Source organism: Corynebacterium sp., from assembly GCF_043426755.1.
In the GTDB taxonomy this organism is placed as follows: domain Bacteria; phylum Actinomycetota; class Actinomycetes; order Mycobacteriales; family Mycobacteriaceae; genus Corynebacterium.
In genome coordinates this window covers 1-13,723 of the sequence record NZ_JBHWRP010000002.1, presented here as the reverse complement: position 1 = coordinate 13,723, position 13,723 = coordinate 1, and the positions used below count along the sequence as shown (strand labels likewise).

Here is a 13,723-nt window from a genome sequence, read left to right as displayed (position 1 = left end):
TATGACCTACCAGTACTCAGCCGCCGACGCTACCCGCTTCGCCCCCGAAGGGGAGAAGGGTTCCCTGTTTGAGCACACAGAGGCCGATCACCGCAGCGTGTTCTCGCGGGATCGGGCGCGCGTGCTGCACAGTGCGGCGCTTCGTCGATTAGCGGACAAGACGCAGGTCATGGGCCCGCGCGACGGGGACACTCCGCGCACCCGCCTGACACACTCGCTGGAAGTCGGCCAGATCGCGCGCGGCATCGGCGCCGGCCTGGGCTTGGATCCGGACTTGTGCGACATGGCCGGGCTCACCCACGACATCGGCCACCCGCCCTACGGCCACAACGGCGAGCGCGCGCTCAACGAGCTGGCCGCCAGCGCCGGCGGCTTCGAGGGCAACGCACAGACCTTGCGCATCCTCACCCGCCTTGAGCCAAAGGTGCTTTACGACGATCACTCTTATGGGCTCAACCTCACCAGGGCAGCCCTCGACGCGGCGTGCAAATACCCGTGGCCGGCGACGAACCCGGACGGGACCCGCAACCGGAAATACTCGGCCTACGACGAAGATGCCCATATCCTGGAATGGGTCCGCGAAGGCCACACCGATTCTCGTGCCGCGCTGGAAGCCCAGGTGATGGACTTCTCCGACGATATCGCCTACTCGGTCCACGACGTGGAAGACGGGATCATCTCCGGCCGCATCACCCTGAAAGTGCTGTGGGACTTTGTGGAGCTGGCGCAGCTCGCCGACAAAGGGGCCGCCGCCTTCGGTGGTACCGCCGAGGAACTCTTGGACGCCGCCGATAGGCTGCGCGGCCTGCAGATCGTCGCCGACGCTGCCGACTATGACTACACCCTGCGCGGCTGGACCCAGCTGAAAAAGCTCACCAGCGAGCTTGTCGGCCGCTACGTTGGCGCCGTCACCACCGCCACCCTCGAATCCGGTCAGGAGACCCTCGGGCGCATGCACGGCGACCTCATCATTCCCGCCGAGGCGAACGCCGAAGTCACCCTCCTCAAAGCCATCGCGGTGCTCTACGTGATGGACCAAGACGCGCACAAAGCCCGGCAGGACCGCCAGCGCGAGCGCATCAACCGCGTCCACGACTACCTCACCGCCGGCGCGCCGGGTTCTTTAGACACGATCTACCAACAGTGGTGGCTGGAATCCGAGACGGACCAGCAGCGGGCGCGGGTGATCATTGACCAGATTGCGTCGATGACGGAGTCGCGCCTGGAACGCATCGCGAAGCGCTCCAGCGAGCTCAGCGGCTTCTTCGGTTAACTTTTGCTCACCGCACCAGTTCCACGCCCACGTCTTTGAACACGCGGGAAAGTTGGCGGCTGTCGTCGTCGTTAAGCTCCCAATGCGAAACGATCACGCGCCGCACCCGAGTCTCGCGCAGCAGGTCAGCCAGCCCGTCGAGGTTGGTGGGTGCGCGGCGCTCGGCGGGGTAGAGCACGTTGGCAAGCGCGCCGAAGAGGTCGCTGCGGGTGCGCACGGGGCTGGTGACGAGGACGGGGTTGAAGCGGCGGTTATGCATCGTTGACCTCACAGAAAGTTTCATAGTGGTCATCGGTGTAGTAGAACACCTCGGGGTTGTCGGCTGGGTCTCCGCCGGTGACGATACGCCGGGCCCCACGATGATTCAAACCAGGCGTTTCCACTGTGTACTCGCGGTAAAAGTCTGATCTTTCGTCGGGAAGGTGCCCCTCATAGTTGCCGAAATGAGCGCCGTCGTTGTCCGGGTAGTCGAAGGGCCCGCCGCTATAAATGTCCGCGATGGTGTCAGTGGCCTCCGCGGGAAGTTCGGCAACGGCGCACGTGGCCTGCGCGCTGGCCTGCTCTGCGTCCTGATCCGTAGCCAGGTCAATGCCGAAGATGCCAGCGGCGACGATGACGACACCAGCGACCAGGGTAGGGATCGCCTTGCTCGTCTTCCGATTGGGGTGAGACATGCCAAACATTGTGCACGGCAGCCGGCCCGATTTCGAATTGACGCGCGGTATACCATGGGGCACATGGCAAAGGGCAGAATTCCGGACTCGGACATCGAGGCGATCCGCGAGCGCGCCCACATCGAGGAGATCGTGGGGGAGTACGTCCAGCTCAAACCGGCCGGGCATGACTCGATGAAGGGGCTTTCTCCGTTCAAGGACGAGAAGACCCCATCTTTCCACGTCCGCCCGGCGCGCGGCTACTACCACTGCTTTTCCACCGGCAAGGGCGGCGACGTTTTCTCCTTCCTCATGGAAATGGAGCACCTCACCTTTCCCGAGGCCGTGGAGTCCGTCGCCGAAACCATCGGCTACCACATCAACTACCAGGGCGGATCCACCGGCGCCCGCGACGTCAAGCCCGGCACCCGCGCCCGCCTGATCGCCGCGAACAAGGCCGCCCACGAGTTCTACCGCGAGCAACTAGAAACCCCCGACGCCGCACCCGCCCGCGACTTCCTGCTCAAGCGCGGCTTCGGCCAGGACATCATCTACACCTTCGAATGCGGCTACGCGCCCGGCGGCTGGGACACCCTGACCAAACACCTGCTGCGCAAGGGCTTTGAGGCAAAGGAGCTTGTCGACGCCGGCCTGTCCTCGATGGGCAGGCGCGGCCCCATCGACAAGTTCCATTGCCGCCTGCTGTGGCCCATTAAAGATATGGCCGGCAATGTGATCGGCTTCGGCGCCCGCAAGTTGTTCGAGGACGACAAGATGGGCAAGTACATGAACACCTCGGACACCATGTTGTACAACAAGTCCAAGGTGCTCTTCGGCCTGGACCTGGCCAAGAAGAACATCGCCGCCCAGCACCAGACCGTCGTCGTCGAGGGCTACACCGACGTGATGGCCATGTACGCCGCCGGGGTGACCACCGCCGTTGCCTCCTGTGGCACGGCTTTCGGCGCCGACCACCTCTCCATGATCCGGCGTTTGATGCTTGACGACGATTACTTCCGCGGTGAGCTGATCTACACCTTTGACGGTGATGAGGCTGGTCAGAAGGCCGCCATGCGTGCTTTCGAGGGCGACCAGAAATTTACCGGCCAGTCTTTTGTGGCCGTGGCCCCTGATGGCATGGACCCCTGTGACCTGCGCCTCGAGCGCGGCGACTCCGCAGTGCGCGACCTTGTGGCCAACCGGGTGCCGATGTTCGAGTTCGTCATCGACTCCCTCCTGTCCGATTACCCGTTGGACACCGCCGAGTCCCGCCTCCAGGCGCTGCGCCGCACCGTCCCCGTTGTCGCCGGCATCAGGGACAATGCCCTGCAGTCCGAGTACGCCCGCCAACTGGCCGGCTGGGTGGGCTGGGACCCAGTAGAAGTGCTGGAGCAGGTTCGTCGAGAAGCGAAAAACCCCACCAAGAAGCGCGACCGTGTGATCGTGCGCCGCGACAACGAGGAAGCCACCGGCGTCGAGCCCGCCTCCCTGGTAGCCCCCGACCCAGAGGACCCCGTCCTGTGGCCCCAGCGCGAAGCGATCAAGCTGGCCCTGCAGTACCCACAACTGGCCGGCGACTACTTCGACGGCATCAACCCGGACGCCTTCTCCAACCACGCCTACTCCTTGGTGCGCGAGGCCATCGGGCGCGCCGGCGGGGTCGCGGCCGCGGGCGAGGGTGGGCCGAGCTGGCTGGCCACCGTCGCCGCCGAGATGTTTGACCTGGCCGGCCGCAACCTCGTCTCTGAGCTGGCGGTGGAACCTATCCACGCCGATGACCCGGAAATCTATACAGACTCGGTGCTCTCCCGCCTGCAGGAAGCCCGGGTGGGGGATCAGATCGCCCAGCTGAAATCTCAGCTGCAGCGCATGCGCCCCAGCGACGATGAGATGGCCTACAACTCCCTCTTCTCCGATTTGGTGGCGCTGGAGCAGGCGCGCCGGGAGCTCAACGACCGCGCTTTCAGGAACTAACCCCCGCTTGCGGTCGATGAATCTTGCAAAAACAGGCCCAAAACCCGGGTTTTAACAAGATCCATCGACCGCGCCTATGAGTTTTGTGGATAACCCCGAGTTATCCACAGGTTTAAAAGTGCACCCAGCAGCCCCGCGTGCCTTGCCCCATGCTGTGTGTATGACAACACAAACACTAACGCCCATACACACACCCATTTACGGCAACCCGGACGGCACACTCAGCCCCGCCGAGCTGCAATTCATCACCACAAACTACCGCGGGCTCCGTTCAGCCGCGATCACAGGCATCGCCGCCGCCCGAATCCGCGGCCTGAAAACTTACACACCGCTAGCCACCCTCGACCTCATCCACCCCGACGGCGTGAACGCCCCCGCCCGCTCGCGCTGGAAACACAGCAGGCGCTACACCACCGGTTTCATCCCCAGCAGCCAGGTGCAACTCCTGAAAGGTTTCAGGCTCACCCCGCTGTTTCCCACGCTGCTGCACATCCAAAAACTCTACGGCGACCTTGACTCCCTCGTCGTCCTTGACTCGCTGCGCGCCCGCAGCCCCCAGCTCTCTAAGAGCAGGCTTTTATCGCTTGCCGACGATTATCCCTCGCATAGCGGGGTGCTGGGGTTGAGGGAGATGATTTCAATGAGCGAGGCCTCCACCCGCAGTCCTTTGGAGTCGGTGGGGCGGTACCGCCTGCTTGCCGGCCACTTCTCCTGGATCCACACCATTGAGTACGAGGTCCGGATCACCATTATTACCGAGACCGGGAAGCTGGTCACTTATTATGCCGACATCCTGATCAACGGTTTCCTCGTCCTTGAGCTGGATGGACGCTCAAAGTACACGATGGTTTATGGCAAAGACCCTTTCGATACCGTGGTCCAGGAGCGGATCCGGGAGCACCTCATCCAGAACTGCGGTTTTGTGATTAGGCGCGCGAAGTGGGCAGATTTGAAACTGGATGCACAGGGCAGTTGCCCCTTTATCAGGATGGTGGAGCGGGCCGTGCACTCTTATCCTGAGCCGCTGCGCCCGCTACCGCGCCATATCCAGCTCTAGCCCCCTCCCCGCGGTCGATGGATCTTGCAAAACAGGGGCCAAAACCCGCCTTTTAGCAAGATCCATCGACCGCAGCCCTATTGCTCAATAAAATCCAGCCCCAAATCCAGCACCACAGCTGAGTGCGTCAGCGCGCCCACGGCCAGGAAATCAACCCCGGTCGCCGCATATGCACCAGCAACATCAATGGTCAGCCCGCCGGAAGCCTCGAGCAGCAGCTCAGGGGCCCGCTCATCGCGCACCTCCACGGCCCGCGCCACCTCTTCAACAGTGAAGTTGTCCAGCAGGATCATCTCAGGCTCATACTCCAGCAGGGACTCGAACTGCTCGAAGGTGTCCACCTCCACCTCGCAGAACACGTCAGGATACTGTTCCTTCACCGCCAGAAAGGCAGCATTAACAGATCCGGCCGCGACCACGTGATTGTCTTTGATCAGTGCCTCGTCGCCAAGCCCCATCCTGTGGTTCACGCCGCCGCCGCAGCGCACCGCGTATTTGTCCAGCTCGCGCATGCCGGGCAGGGTTTTGCGGGAGTCGCGCACGCGCGCCTTGGTGCCGGCCAGCTCTCCGACCCAGTCGCGCGTTGCGGAAGCGATGCCGCTCAGGTGCCCCAGCAGATTCAAAAACGTGCGCTCGCAGGTGAGCAGCTCCCGCGTGGGTGCCACAATCCGCGCAACAACATCACCCGGGTTCACAGCCGCGCCGTCGTCGATAAGCCTCTCTACCTCAAAAGCGCTGGTCTGCGTCTCCAAGGTCCACGCGACCACATCAAGCCCCGCCAGCACTCCGGGTTCGCGCGACCGGATTTCGGCGACCGCGCGGGCATCGTCGGCGACGGTTGCGATGGATGTGATGTCGGGGCCGTAGTGGAGGTCTTCGTCCATTCCCCGGCGGATTGCCTGCTTTGCCGCGGCTTCGTTGAGCGGTTGAATCATGGGATCTAGCTTAGGCATATGATGATCTCCATGACGGTTATTGTGCTAGATCCACGTTGGCCCGATCAGGTTCCGTTGAGTGTGGTGAGCCGGTTGGAGTCGCCTGTGGAGTGCACGGGGGAGGTACCGGTGTCGGTGCGTTGGGCGTTGCAGGATGTGCCGACGCGGGAGTCGCTGACGGGGTGGGGCACGCTGCTGACGACGGATTCGCGGGCGCCGGAGGTGGCGCAGCGGCAGGCTCGCGGGGAGGCGATCATCGAGGTGCCTAGCCTGAAGGATCGGGTGCAGGAAGCCGTGGAGACGATGCGCAACGCCCGCGATCGGGGCGCGTGGGAGATTGCGCAGACGCACGAGTCGCTCCTGCCCTACTTGCGCGAGGAGACCAACGAGTTCATTGAGGCCGTGGAGCGCGGGCTTGACGACGATCAACTGCGCAAAGAGCTGGGCGACGTCCTGTTGCAGGTGCTGTTCCACGCGGAGATCGCTTCTCGACGAGGCGCCTTCGACTTTGGTGATGTAGCTGAGGCCTTTACTAATAAGATGCGCTCGCGTTCGCCGTACCTTTTTGATGGCTCCACCGGCATCGTGGATGAGGAGACTCAGGAGCGGCTGTGGCAGGAGGGCAAGCGCAAAGAGTAAACCCCCGAGGAGAAGGATCTCGGGGGCCACGTTGCAGGTAAATCAGATTAGAGACCGAGCGCAGGTAGCAGGTTGCGGATCTCTGGCAGGCCAGCCTGGGAGGACAGTTGTGAGGAGAGGGCAACTGCCTGGTTGGCTGGGGTGACAGGGTCTGCCTTGACGATCTTGCATTCCAAGGCACGGTCGCCCACGGCGTTGATGGTGGGGGCGGAGATCAGCTTCAGTGATGCGTCGTCACCGGCGGCCTTTTGCAGCTTTTCGACGAGGCCGCCACGGGTGGTGGTGTCGTCGACAAGCCCAATGCCGCGCAGTGTTGCGCCGAGGGTGCCGCAGTCGGCGGTTTCTACGCCAGCGTTGATGGTGTTAATCAGACCGAGCAGGTTGGTCTGTGCGTTGGCCGGGGCGGCGAGCCCGAGGGCCAGTGCCGCTGCAGCGGTGGCCGCCGCGATGCGGGTTTTTCGTGCCATATACCGTTCCTTTCGATGGTTTTGGTTAGGTCGGAGTAATCATATAACAACGCAAGTGATTTGTGGTGCTTTTAGGGTGGAAGTGACATAACTAAGGGTTTTCTGGCGATGTCGGAATGGTGGAAGTGGTGCTGTATGATCGGCCCTCATGACTGATCGGACAAGGCGGGTATCGGCTGGCTGCGGCTGCGCCGGAGTTATTGCAGTCGTCTTGGCGATTGTGCTGGTAGTCGTGCTGGTTGGCTGGGTCCTCAGCGCGCTGCGCCCAGGCGCCGCGGTCCGTTCGTGGCAGCCCGTGCCGGACAATGTTCCACCGCAGGCTGGCACGCCACCGCCGCTTATCGACGTGCACGGCCCCGGTCGCACTGCGGATCTGCTGGCAGACTGGGCCTCGCCGATCGCGGCTGAAACAAACGTGGATCCTCAGGCCCTTCGCGCCTACGGCAACGCGGAGCTGATCGCCCGCGAGGCGTGGCCGGAATGCAACCTGGCGTGGAACACTCTGGCCGGGATCGGTTGGGTGGAAACCCGCCACGGCACCTATACCGGCGATGCGCTCACACGCGGGCAGCTGGACCCGAACGGCTACGCCACCCCACCCATCATTGGCCCGGCCTTGGATGGCTCGCCCGGGTTTGCCCGAATCGAGGACACCGACGGGGGACGTCTCGACGGCGACACCGAGTTCGACCGCGCCGTGGGGCCAATGCAGTTCATCCCGGAGTCCTTTGAGAAGTATGGCCGCGACGCTGACGGCAACGGCACTGCCGAACCGCAGCAGATCGACGACGCTGCCCTGGCCGCCGCCAACCTCTTGTGCTCTGCGGGCCGCGACCTCTCTGTGCCGGAGGACTGGACCCAGGCCATTTTGTCTTACAACAATTCCAATGACTACGTGGTGAAGGTGCGTGACGCCGCTGCCGCTTATGCGATCCCGCAGCCGGCCGTTCGATAGTTTCTGGTAATAAAAGTCACATCAAGAGGGTATTATTGCCTTCAGGCACCCGCCGAACCCAGTTTTCTGGAACAATTGAGTACGGAAAACAAATTTCTAGTCTTTGAGGAGACAAATCAGTGGCTGACATCATTCATGCATTCGCACGCGAGATCATGGACTCCCGCGGTAACCCCACCGTTGAGGCTGGCGTCGTTCTTGACGACGGCGCATCCGGCTCCGCTGGCGTCCCATCCGGCGCTTCCACCGGCGCGCACGAGGCTCACGAGCTGCGTGACGGCGGCGACCGCTACATGGGCAAGGGTGTCCTGAAGGCTGTTGAGAACGTCAATGAGGAGATCGCTGACGAGATCGCAGGCTTTGAGGCTGATGACCAGCGCGCCATCGACCAAGCCATGATCGACCTCGACGGCACTGACAACAAGTCCCGCCTGGGCGCGAACGCAATCTTGGGCGTCTCCATGGCAGTGGCAAAGGCAGCAGCGGAGTCCGCAGGCCTGCCTCTGTACCGCTACCTGGGCGGCCCAACCGCACACATCCTGCCTGTTCCGATGATGAACATCGTCAACGGTGGCGAGCACGCGGACTCCGGCGTGGACGTCCAGGAGTTCATGATCGCCCCAATCGGCGCCGAGACCTTCTCCGAGGCTCTGCGCATGGGCGCTGAGGTCTACCACAACCTGAAGAAGGTTATCTCCGACCGCGGTCTGTCCACCGGTCTTGGCGACGAGGGCGGCTTCGCACCATCCGTCGATTCCACCCGCGAGGCACTGGACCTCATCGTCGAAGCAATCAAGAAGTCCGGCTTTGAGCCAGGCAAGGACATCGCCCTGGCACTGGACGTCGCTTCCTCCGAATTCTACGAGGACGGCAAGTACAACTTCGAGGGCGGCCAGCTCAGCCCTGACGAGATGATCAAGGTGTACGAGGAGCTCGTTGCCGAGTACCCAATCGTCTCCATCGAGGACCCACTGGACGAGGACGACTGGGACGGCTACGTCACCATCACCGAGAAGCTCGGCGACAAGGTGCAGCTGGTCGGAGATGACTTCTTCGTCACCAACCCTGAGCGCCTGGCCAAGGGTATCGAGAAGAAGGCCGCGAACGCCCTGCTGGTGAAGGTCAACCAGATCGGTACCCTGACCGAGACCTTCGACGCCGTGGACATGGCTCACCGCAACGGCTACCGCTGCATGATGTCCCACCGTTCCGGCGAGACCGAGGACACCACCATTGCGGATCTCGCAGTGGCTTGGGGCTGCGGCCAGATCAAGACTGGTGCGCCCGCTCGTTCCGAGCGCGTGGCCAAGTACAACCAGCTGCTGCGCATCGAGCAGGAGCTCGGCGAGGCCGCTGTCTACGCTGGCTACTCCGCGTTCCCACGCTTCCAGGCATAATCGCCCGCTTAACGACGACCGCCTGACCCACCTTCCCCGGTGCGGCCAGGCGGTTTCGCCTTTTCCACCCCCTCTTTCCACAAACCGATATAGTCCTCGCTACATAGTGCGAGTAACTTACTGAAAACCAATTGGCATCTCGCAGTATGGCCCGAGGACTATATCGGTCTGCGCCCTTTAGGGCATCGAGCAAGAAAGTGCAGCGAACACTATATTGAATCGGGACTTAGCGTCGCCCACGGTCGCCCTCCACGTGGGCGGCGTGCTCGGAAATTAGGGATTGTTTCCGTCATTCTCAAGAGGTAAGCTAAAAGCAAACCGAGAGGGACTCACCTAAATCCCGTAGGCCTTGCGCCCTCGGTTTCTAAATTTTCAGGGAAACAAATATTTTTCGCCGGTGACTGGATTGATCGGGATATTGTTTTCTTGCCATTCCAGAGGTGCTAGGCCTCCAGCTGCGCGTTCATTCAGAATATCTTTGTCGTAGTCTGACCAATTGCATGGACCTGGTTCTTCGAGCCGGCCGCGTCCGGAAGTTTTGAGCCCTGCGCCATGAATGTTCCCTTTGTATTGTCGAAAAATTGGCCAAATGTAGCGGGCATATGCTGGATCAGCAGAGTTTGCCCAGCGTCCTATCCCTCCAGCTATAAGGTCGGCCATTTGGATCCCAATAGATTCCTCAGACGGTAAAGACGCGACTGTTTCGAAAACTCTTTTTCGTTTTACAAAATCCGTTCCTGTCCGAAAAACGTCGCGCAGCCGTGGCTCACTGCCTCTTTCTTCGTCTAGAAACACTATGCCTTGAGTTTTGTGGTCTTGAAGATCCATTTCGACTCTCTCCATCACCAGCTTCATTGAGTCAGTCATCACGTCTGATTCATTTTCGACGACTCGCTGTTTCTTGGGAAGGTATCCCGCATTGTTACTGACGACGGCGATGGCTTTGACAGACTCAAAAGAACGGAGCAAATTCAAAACCGACAGTAGGAGTGCCTTCCGTTCATGTAATCTGGTTAAGCCAGCGCGGTAAAGGTGATTTTTCTCCGGGTATTTTCCTACTCGGCCACCGTGGTTTGCTTTCAATTCCGTGGGATAGCTTAGGTTCACTCCGAAAGCTCTCGCGGTTCGGCTCACTTCTCTTTGTAAGCTCCCGTATTCGTCTGCGTCGATCCCGAAACCCGCGAGGATGAAATGTGGTCTATCCGTGTCGGCTGTCCGGATCCCAGAATCGTCGAAAAAATAGAGTCTCACGTTTTGTGATACTAGCAGGGGTATAAATAGGTGCTTGTTGCACGAATATGACTGATGGCCTGCGTGAGCGGGATGCAAGAAGTTCGCATTTCGGTCATCGGTGAGAATTGTTTCCGCTCGGTGAAATTCTGGCGCGGTCTGTGCAGCGGTTTACGGTCCTTTAGCAGTTGCACTTGGAGAAAGAGGGGGAGCAATACGATGAATTTGGTCGCGCTGTTGAATAAGGAGCTGCGAAAAGCCACTCAAAATAGGGGCTAGCTCAGCCATGACGACGCAGCGGCGTTCGCAGTAAGGGAAACTGGCCGCAGCCTTTGCAAACCGATATAGTCCTCGCTACATAGTGCGACCAACTTACTGAAAACCAATTGGCATCCCGCAGTATGGCCCGAGGACTATATCGGTTTGCATGCTGGAGGGCTTCCACCCGCGGCAATCAAATGCGCGGTGCAGCTCCACTCAGCGGCCGAGCACAAAAATAACCGCCGCCCCAGGCCAGCAGGCCAAGGTGCGACGGTTCTTGCTTATCCGCTTAACCGTTTACTGGTTGAGCGTGATGGAAGAAGAGCCCAAGGAGGGGAGCAGATCCTCAAGCTTGCTGCTCAGGGTAGGGAGGAAGTCCGAAGATCCTGAAGACAGGTCAACGCCTGGCTCCTCGGCTGGTTCTTCAACCTCTGGCAGTTCGGGTGCGAAGTTGATCGTGAAGTAGTAGCTGTTCCAGTTGGAGGTGCGCACGTGCACCTTGTATTCGCCATACTCCTGGATGGCGCCGGACTGCTCTTCGGGAGCTGCCGGAGCGGTGATCGACAGTACCGGCAGGCCCTCCTCGTTGACGGAACGCTTGACGGTCCACTTTAAGCTGGTCTCGCCGAGTGCAGTTTCGATGTAGGCGTTGCGGATCTCAATTCCTTCGCCAACCGCGTCGGCTGTTAGGTCGATGGTCTGACCTGGAAGAATGTAGGCACCGTTGGAGGACTCAAAGGAGATCTCCTCGAGTCCCTGTGCGATTTCCTCGTCGGTTACTGGTTCGTTGCCGGGTTCGTACGCGTAGGCGGCTGGTGCGCCCAAAACACCCAAGGCCAGTGCGCTTGCGGCGATTCCGGAAATAAGCTTGCGGTTCATTCTAAAGTCCTTTCGGGTGAGGATCGGGTGGCCCCACGATATCAAAGAAAGCATAAAGACCGCATAAGTTGGCTTGACAAGCGGTCACCCGTCAAGCCCTAAAATGCTAAAGGCAGGGAGAACAGATACCCCAGCGCGCCGAACCGCTCCCACGTCAACCGACCGCGTAAACTAAACTGTCACTATGTCCACTTCAGCATCACGCAGCGAACGCAACGAGCGCAACGAGCGCAGCCGCCGTCCGCTCCGCACGCCTACCCAGGTGCCGGTCGCCAGCCGTGATGCCCGCAAGGCCGCCCAGCGCGAGGACAGGGAGCAGCGAAAGAAGCAGGCCCGCGCCTTTTCTCTGAAGGGCGATTACATCGGCATCGCGGTGATTATCGCGGTGGTGCTCGTCGTTCTGATCGCCATCGCGGTGCCTATGCGCACGTACTATGAGGGCCGCAGCGAGATCGCGCGCCTCAATGAGTCGATCGCGGCGAAGGAGCAGCAGCGCAATGAGCTGGTGGAGGGCATCAATAAGTACAGCGATGAGGACTACATCAAGCAGGAGGCCCGCCGCCGTCTGGGCATGATTAAGCCGGGGGAGACCGCGTGGCGCATCATCGATCCGCGCATGGATGAGGATCAGGCGGTCACCACGGATCGCGATACGGCGGCCCCGCCTCCACGTTCGTGGGCTGAGGTTGCGTGGGATTCGTTGGCGGATCCGGAGTCGCTTATCGACGAGGCCCCTGCCGCACCTCAGGGTGAGATCCCGCGGGCGCCGGCCGAGGAGCCTCAAGAGCCCTAGCAACCAAGTCCTGTGGAACAATGGCGTGCATGAATGTCGCTGAAGCAGATCTTGACATAATCAAAGAGCAGTTGGGGCGCCCGGCCCGCGGTGTGGTGGAGATTTCTTATCGCACTCCCGATGGCCAGCCCGCCGTGGTGAAGACGGCCCCGAAGTTGCCGGACGGCACCCCTTTTCCCACCTTGTATTACCTTACGGATCCGCGCTTGACTGCGGAGGCGTCGCGCCTGGAGGTGGCGCAGGTGATGAAGTGGATGGAGGCACGCCTCTCTACGGATCAGTCGCTTGCCGACGATTACCTGGCCGCCCACCAGCATTACTTGGCAGAGCGGAACAAACTTGAAGATTTGGGGACTGATTTCTCGGGCGGTGGCATGCCGGATCGCGTGAAGTGCCTGCACGTTCTCATCGCCTACGCACTAGCCGAAGGCCCGAACCACTTCCGCCTGGGCACCGAGGCAGTAGCTCTCGCAGCCGACCACACCCCAGCCTTGCGCGGTACCGCGATCCCGCAGGACTGGCCGACGGCGCAGGAACTCGGCATCGTGGACGCCGTCAACGCGCACACGAAGGAGACGACGGGGGAGGAGCTGCTGTGACCCGTGTTGCGGCCGTCGACTGCGGCACCAACTCGATCCGTTTACTGATCAGCGACGTCTCCACCTCCGAGCACAAGGAGATTGCGCGTGAGATGGAGATCGTTCGCCTAGGCCAGGGCGTGGACGCCACCGGTGAGTTCAACCCGCAAGCCCTCAAGCGCACCCGCGAGGCCCTGGAGCGCTACGTCAACCTGATGGAGTTTGAGAACGTGCATACGGTGCGGATGGTCGCCACCAGCGCCACCCGTGACGCCTCCAACAGGGATGAGTTCTTCAACATGACCGCGGAGCTTCTGGGCCGCATCCAGCCGGGTGCCCAAGCAGAGGTGATCAGTGGGAAAGAGGAGGCAGCGCTGTCCTTTCGGGGCGCCACCTATGACATTCCGGATACGCAGGGGCCTTATTGCGTGATCGATCTCGGTGGCGGTTCCACAGAGTTTATCGTCGGCACGCACGACGGCGAGATCCTGGGCGCGCATTCCACGCAGATGGGCTGTGTGCGGTTGACGGAGCGGATGATGCTGTCGGATCCGCCGACGCCGAGCGAGCAGGATATCGCGCGGGATTACATCAATGAGCGTTTGGATGAGACGACGGTGTTGGTGCCGTTT

The 13,723-nt window shown here is 61.2% G+C and carries 15 protein-coding genes; 9 read left to right on the top strand and 6 right to left on the bottom strand.

Annotated elements, in window-relative coordinates:
• Window position 1 precedes the first annotated feature (1 nt).
• Window positions 2–1,273: a deoxyguanosinetriphosphate triphosphohydrolase gene (locus tag ACHFGA_RS00280; protein WP_394280484.1), complete on the top strand. Its 1,272-nt coding sequence runs from the start codon at window positions 2–4 to the stop codon at window positions 1,271–1,273.
• A gap of 7 nt (window positions 1,274–1,280) precedes the next feature.
• Here ACHFGA_RS00280 and ACHFGA_RS00275 read toward each other — a convergent pair whose 3' ends face one another.
• A complete protein-coding gene (locus ACHFGA_RS00275) occupies window positions 1,281–1,532 on the bottom strand; it encodes a hypothetical protein (RefSeq protein ID WP_018580730.1) in 252 nt (83 codons plus the stop codon).
• Window positions 1,525–1,947: a ribonuclease domain-containing protein gene (locus ACHFGA_RS00270; RefSeq protein WP_394280483.1), complete on the bottom strand. Its 423-nt coding sequence runs from the start codon at window positions 1,945–1,947 to the stop codon at window positions 1,525–1,527. The genes ACHFGA_RS00275 and ACHFGA_RS00270 overlap by 8 nt, the downstream gene beginning before the upstream one ends.
• Window positions 1,948–2,010: 63 nt before the next feature.
• Here ACHFGA_RS00270 and dnaG point away from each other — a divergent pair, with 63 nt between their 5' ends.
• Both dnaG and ACHFGA_RS00260 read left to right on the top strand, forming a co-directional pair.
• Entirely contained in the window at window positions 2,011–3,900 is a 1,890-nt protein-coding gene (gene dnaG, locus ACHFGA_RS00265; RefSeq protein ID WP_394280482.1) for a DNA primase, read from the top strand.
• Between the two features lie 160 nt (window positions 3,901–4,060).
• On the top strand, window positions 4,061–4,957 hold the full coding sequence (locus tag ACHFGA_RS00260; protein ID WP_394280481.1) for a hypothetical protein: 897 nt from the start codon (window positions 4,061–4,063) through the stop codon (window positions 4,955–4,957).
• Between the two features lie 77 nt (window positions 4,958–5,034).
• On the opposite strand, the gene nadC is transcribed toward ACHFGA_RS00260, so the two are convergent.
• Window positions 5,035–5,892, bottom strand: coding sequence for a carboxylating nicotinate-nucleotide diphosphorylase (gene nadC / locus ACHFGA_RS00255; protein WP_394280480.1), 858 nt, complete (start codon window positions 5,890–5,892; stop codon window positions 5,035–5,037).
• Between the two features lie 30 nt (window positions 5,893–5,922).
• Here nadC and ACHFGA_RS00250 point away from each other — a divergent pair, with 30 nt between their 5' ends.
• Entirely contained in the window at window positions 5,923–6,531 is a 609-nt protein-coding gene (locus tag ACHFGA_RS00250) for a MazG nucleotide pyrophosphohydrolase domain-containing protein (protein WP_394280479.1), read from the top strand.
• Window positions 6,532–6,578: 47 nt separating this feature from the next.
• Here ACHFGA_RS00250 and ACHFGA_RS00245 read toward each other — a convergent pair whose 3' ends face one another.
• Window positions 6,579–6,998 carry a hypothetical protein gene (locus tag ACHFGA_RS00245; protein ID WP_394280478.1) on the bottom strand — a complete coding sequence of 140 codons (420 nt, stop codon included), beginning with the start codon at window positions 6,996–6,998 and terminating at the stop codon, window positions 6,579–6,581.
• Between the two features lie 148 nt (window positions 6,999–7,146).
• Between ACHFGA_RS00245 and ACHFGA_RS00240 the strand changes: the two genes are divergently transcribed.
• Window positions 7,147–7,953: a lytic murein transglycosylase gene (locus ACHFGA_RS00240; protein WP_394280477.1), complete on the top strand. Its 807-nt coding sequence runs from the start codon at window positions 7,147–7,149 to the stop codon at window positions 7,951–7,953.
• 119 nt (window positions 7,954–8,072) lie between these two features.
• Window positions 8,073–9,350 carry a phosphopyruvate hydratase gene (gene eno, locus ACHFGA_RS00235; RefSeq protein ID WP_394280476.1) on the top strand — a complete coding sequence of 426 codons (1,278 nt, stop codon included), beginning with the start codon at window positions 8,073–8,075 and terminating at the stop codon, window positions 9,348–9,350.
• 372 nt (window positions 9,351–9,722) lie between these two features.
• Here the strand turns inward: eno and ACHFGA_RS00230 are convergent, their stop codons facing one another.
• Together ACHFGA_RS00230 and ACHFGA_RS00225 are read right to left on the bottom strand one after the other, a co-directional pair.
• Window positions 9,723–10,601, bottom strand: a complete 879-nt coding sequence (locus ACHFGA_RS00230; protein ID WP_394280475.1) for a DUF3800 domain-containing protein — start codon at window positions 10,599–10,601, stop codon at window positions 9,723–9,725.
• A 537-nt stretch (window positions 10,602–11,138) separates the two neighbouring features.
• Entirely contained in the window at window positions 11,139–11,720 is a 582-nt protein-coding gene (locus ACHFGA_RS00225; protein WP_394280474.1) for a hypothetical protein, read from the bottom strand.
• A 184-nt stretch (window positions 11,721–11,904) separates the two neighbouring features.
• Here ACHFGA_RS00225 and ACHFGA_RS00220 point away from each other — a divergent pair, with 184 nt between their 5' ends.
• From ACHFGA_RS00220 to ACHFGA_RS00210, 3 genes are all read left to right on the top strand, one after another.
• Window positions 11,905–12,513, top strand: a complete 609-nt coding sequence (locus ACHFGA_RS00220; protein ID WP_394280473.1) for a septum formation initiator family protein — start codon at window positions 11,905–11,907, stop codon at window positions 12,511–12,513.
• Between the two features lie 29 nt (window positions 12,514–12,542).
• The gene (locus ACHFGA_RS00215; protein ID WP_394280472.1) at window positions 12,543–13,112 is read left to right on the top strand and encodes a DUF501 domain-containing protein; all 570 of its coding nucleotides are present in this window, start codon (window positions 12,543–12,545) and stop codon (window positions 13,110–13,112) included.
• The coding region (locus ACHFGA_RS00210; RefSeq protein ID WP_394280471.1) for an exopolyphosphatase at window positions 13,109–13,723 on the top strand (615 nt) is incomplete at its 3' end. The genes ACHFGA_RS00215 and ACHFGA_RS00210, both read left to right, overlap by 4 nt.

Coding starts and splice junctions, on each gene's coding strand:
- ACHFGA_RS00280 (WP_394280484.1), top strand. CDS start 2: ATGACCTACCAGTACTCAGCCGCCGACGCTACCCGCTTCGCCCCCGAA.
- ACHFGA_RS00275 (WP_018580730.1), bottom strand. CDS start 1,532: ATGCATAACCGCCGCTTCAACCCCGTCCTCGTCACCAGCCCCGTGCGC.
- ACHFGA_RS00270 (WP_394280483.1), bottom strand. CDS start 1,947: ATGTCTCACCCCAATCGGAAGACGAGCAAGGCGATCCCTACCCTGGTC.
- dnaG (WP_394280482.1), top strand. CDS start 2,011: ATGGCAAAGGGCAGAATTCCGGACTCGGACATCGAGGCGATCCGCGAG.
- ACHFGA_RS00260 (WP_394280481.1), top strand. CDS start 4,061: ATGACAACACAAACACTAACGCCCATACACACACCCATTTACGGCAAC.
- nadC (WP_394280480.1), bottom strand. CDS start 5,892: ATGATTCAACCGCTCAACGAAGCCGCGGCAAAGCAGGCAATCCGCCGG.
- ACHFGA_RS00250 (WP_394280479.1), top strand. CDS start 5,923: ATGACGGTTATTGTGCTAGATCCACGTTGGCCCGATCAGGTTCCGTTG.
- ACHFGA_RS00245 (WP_394280478.1), bottom strand. CDS start 6,998: ATGGCACGAAAAACCCGCATCGCGGCGGCCACCGCTGCAGCGGCACTG.
- ACHFGA_RS00240 (WP_394280477.1), top strand. CDS start 7,147: ATGACTGATCGGACAAGGCGGGTATCGGCTGGCTGCGGCTGCGCCGGA.
- ACHFGA_RS00225 (WP_394280474.1), bottom strand. CDS start 11,720: ATGAACCGCAAGCTTATTTCCGGAATCGCCGCAAGCGCACTGGCCTTG.
- ACHFGA_RS00220 (WP_394280473.1), top strand. CDS start 11,905: ATGTCCACTTCAGCATCACGCAGCGAACGCAACGAGCGCAACGAGCGC.
- ACHFGA_RS00215 (WP_394280472.1), top strand. CDS start 12,543: ATGAATGTCGCTGAAGCAGATCTTGACATAATCAAAGAGCAGTTGGGG.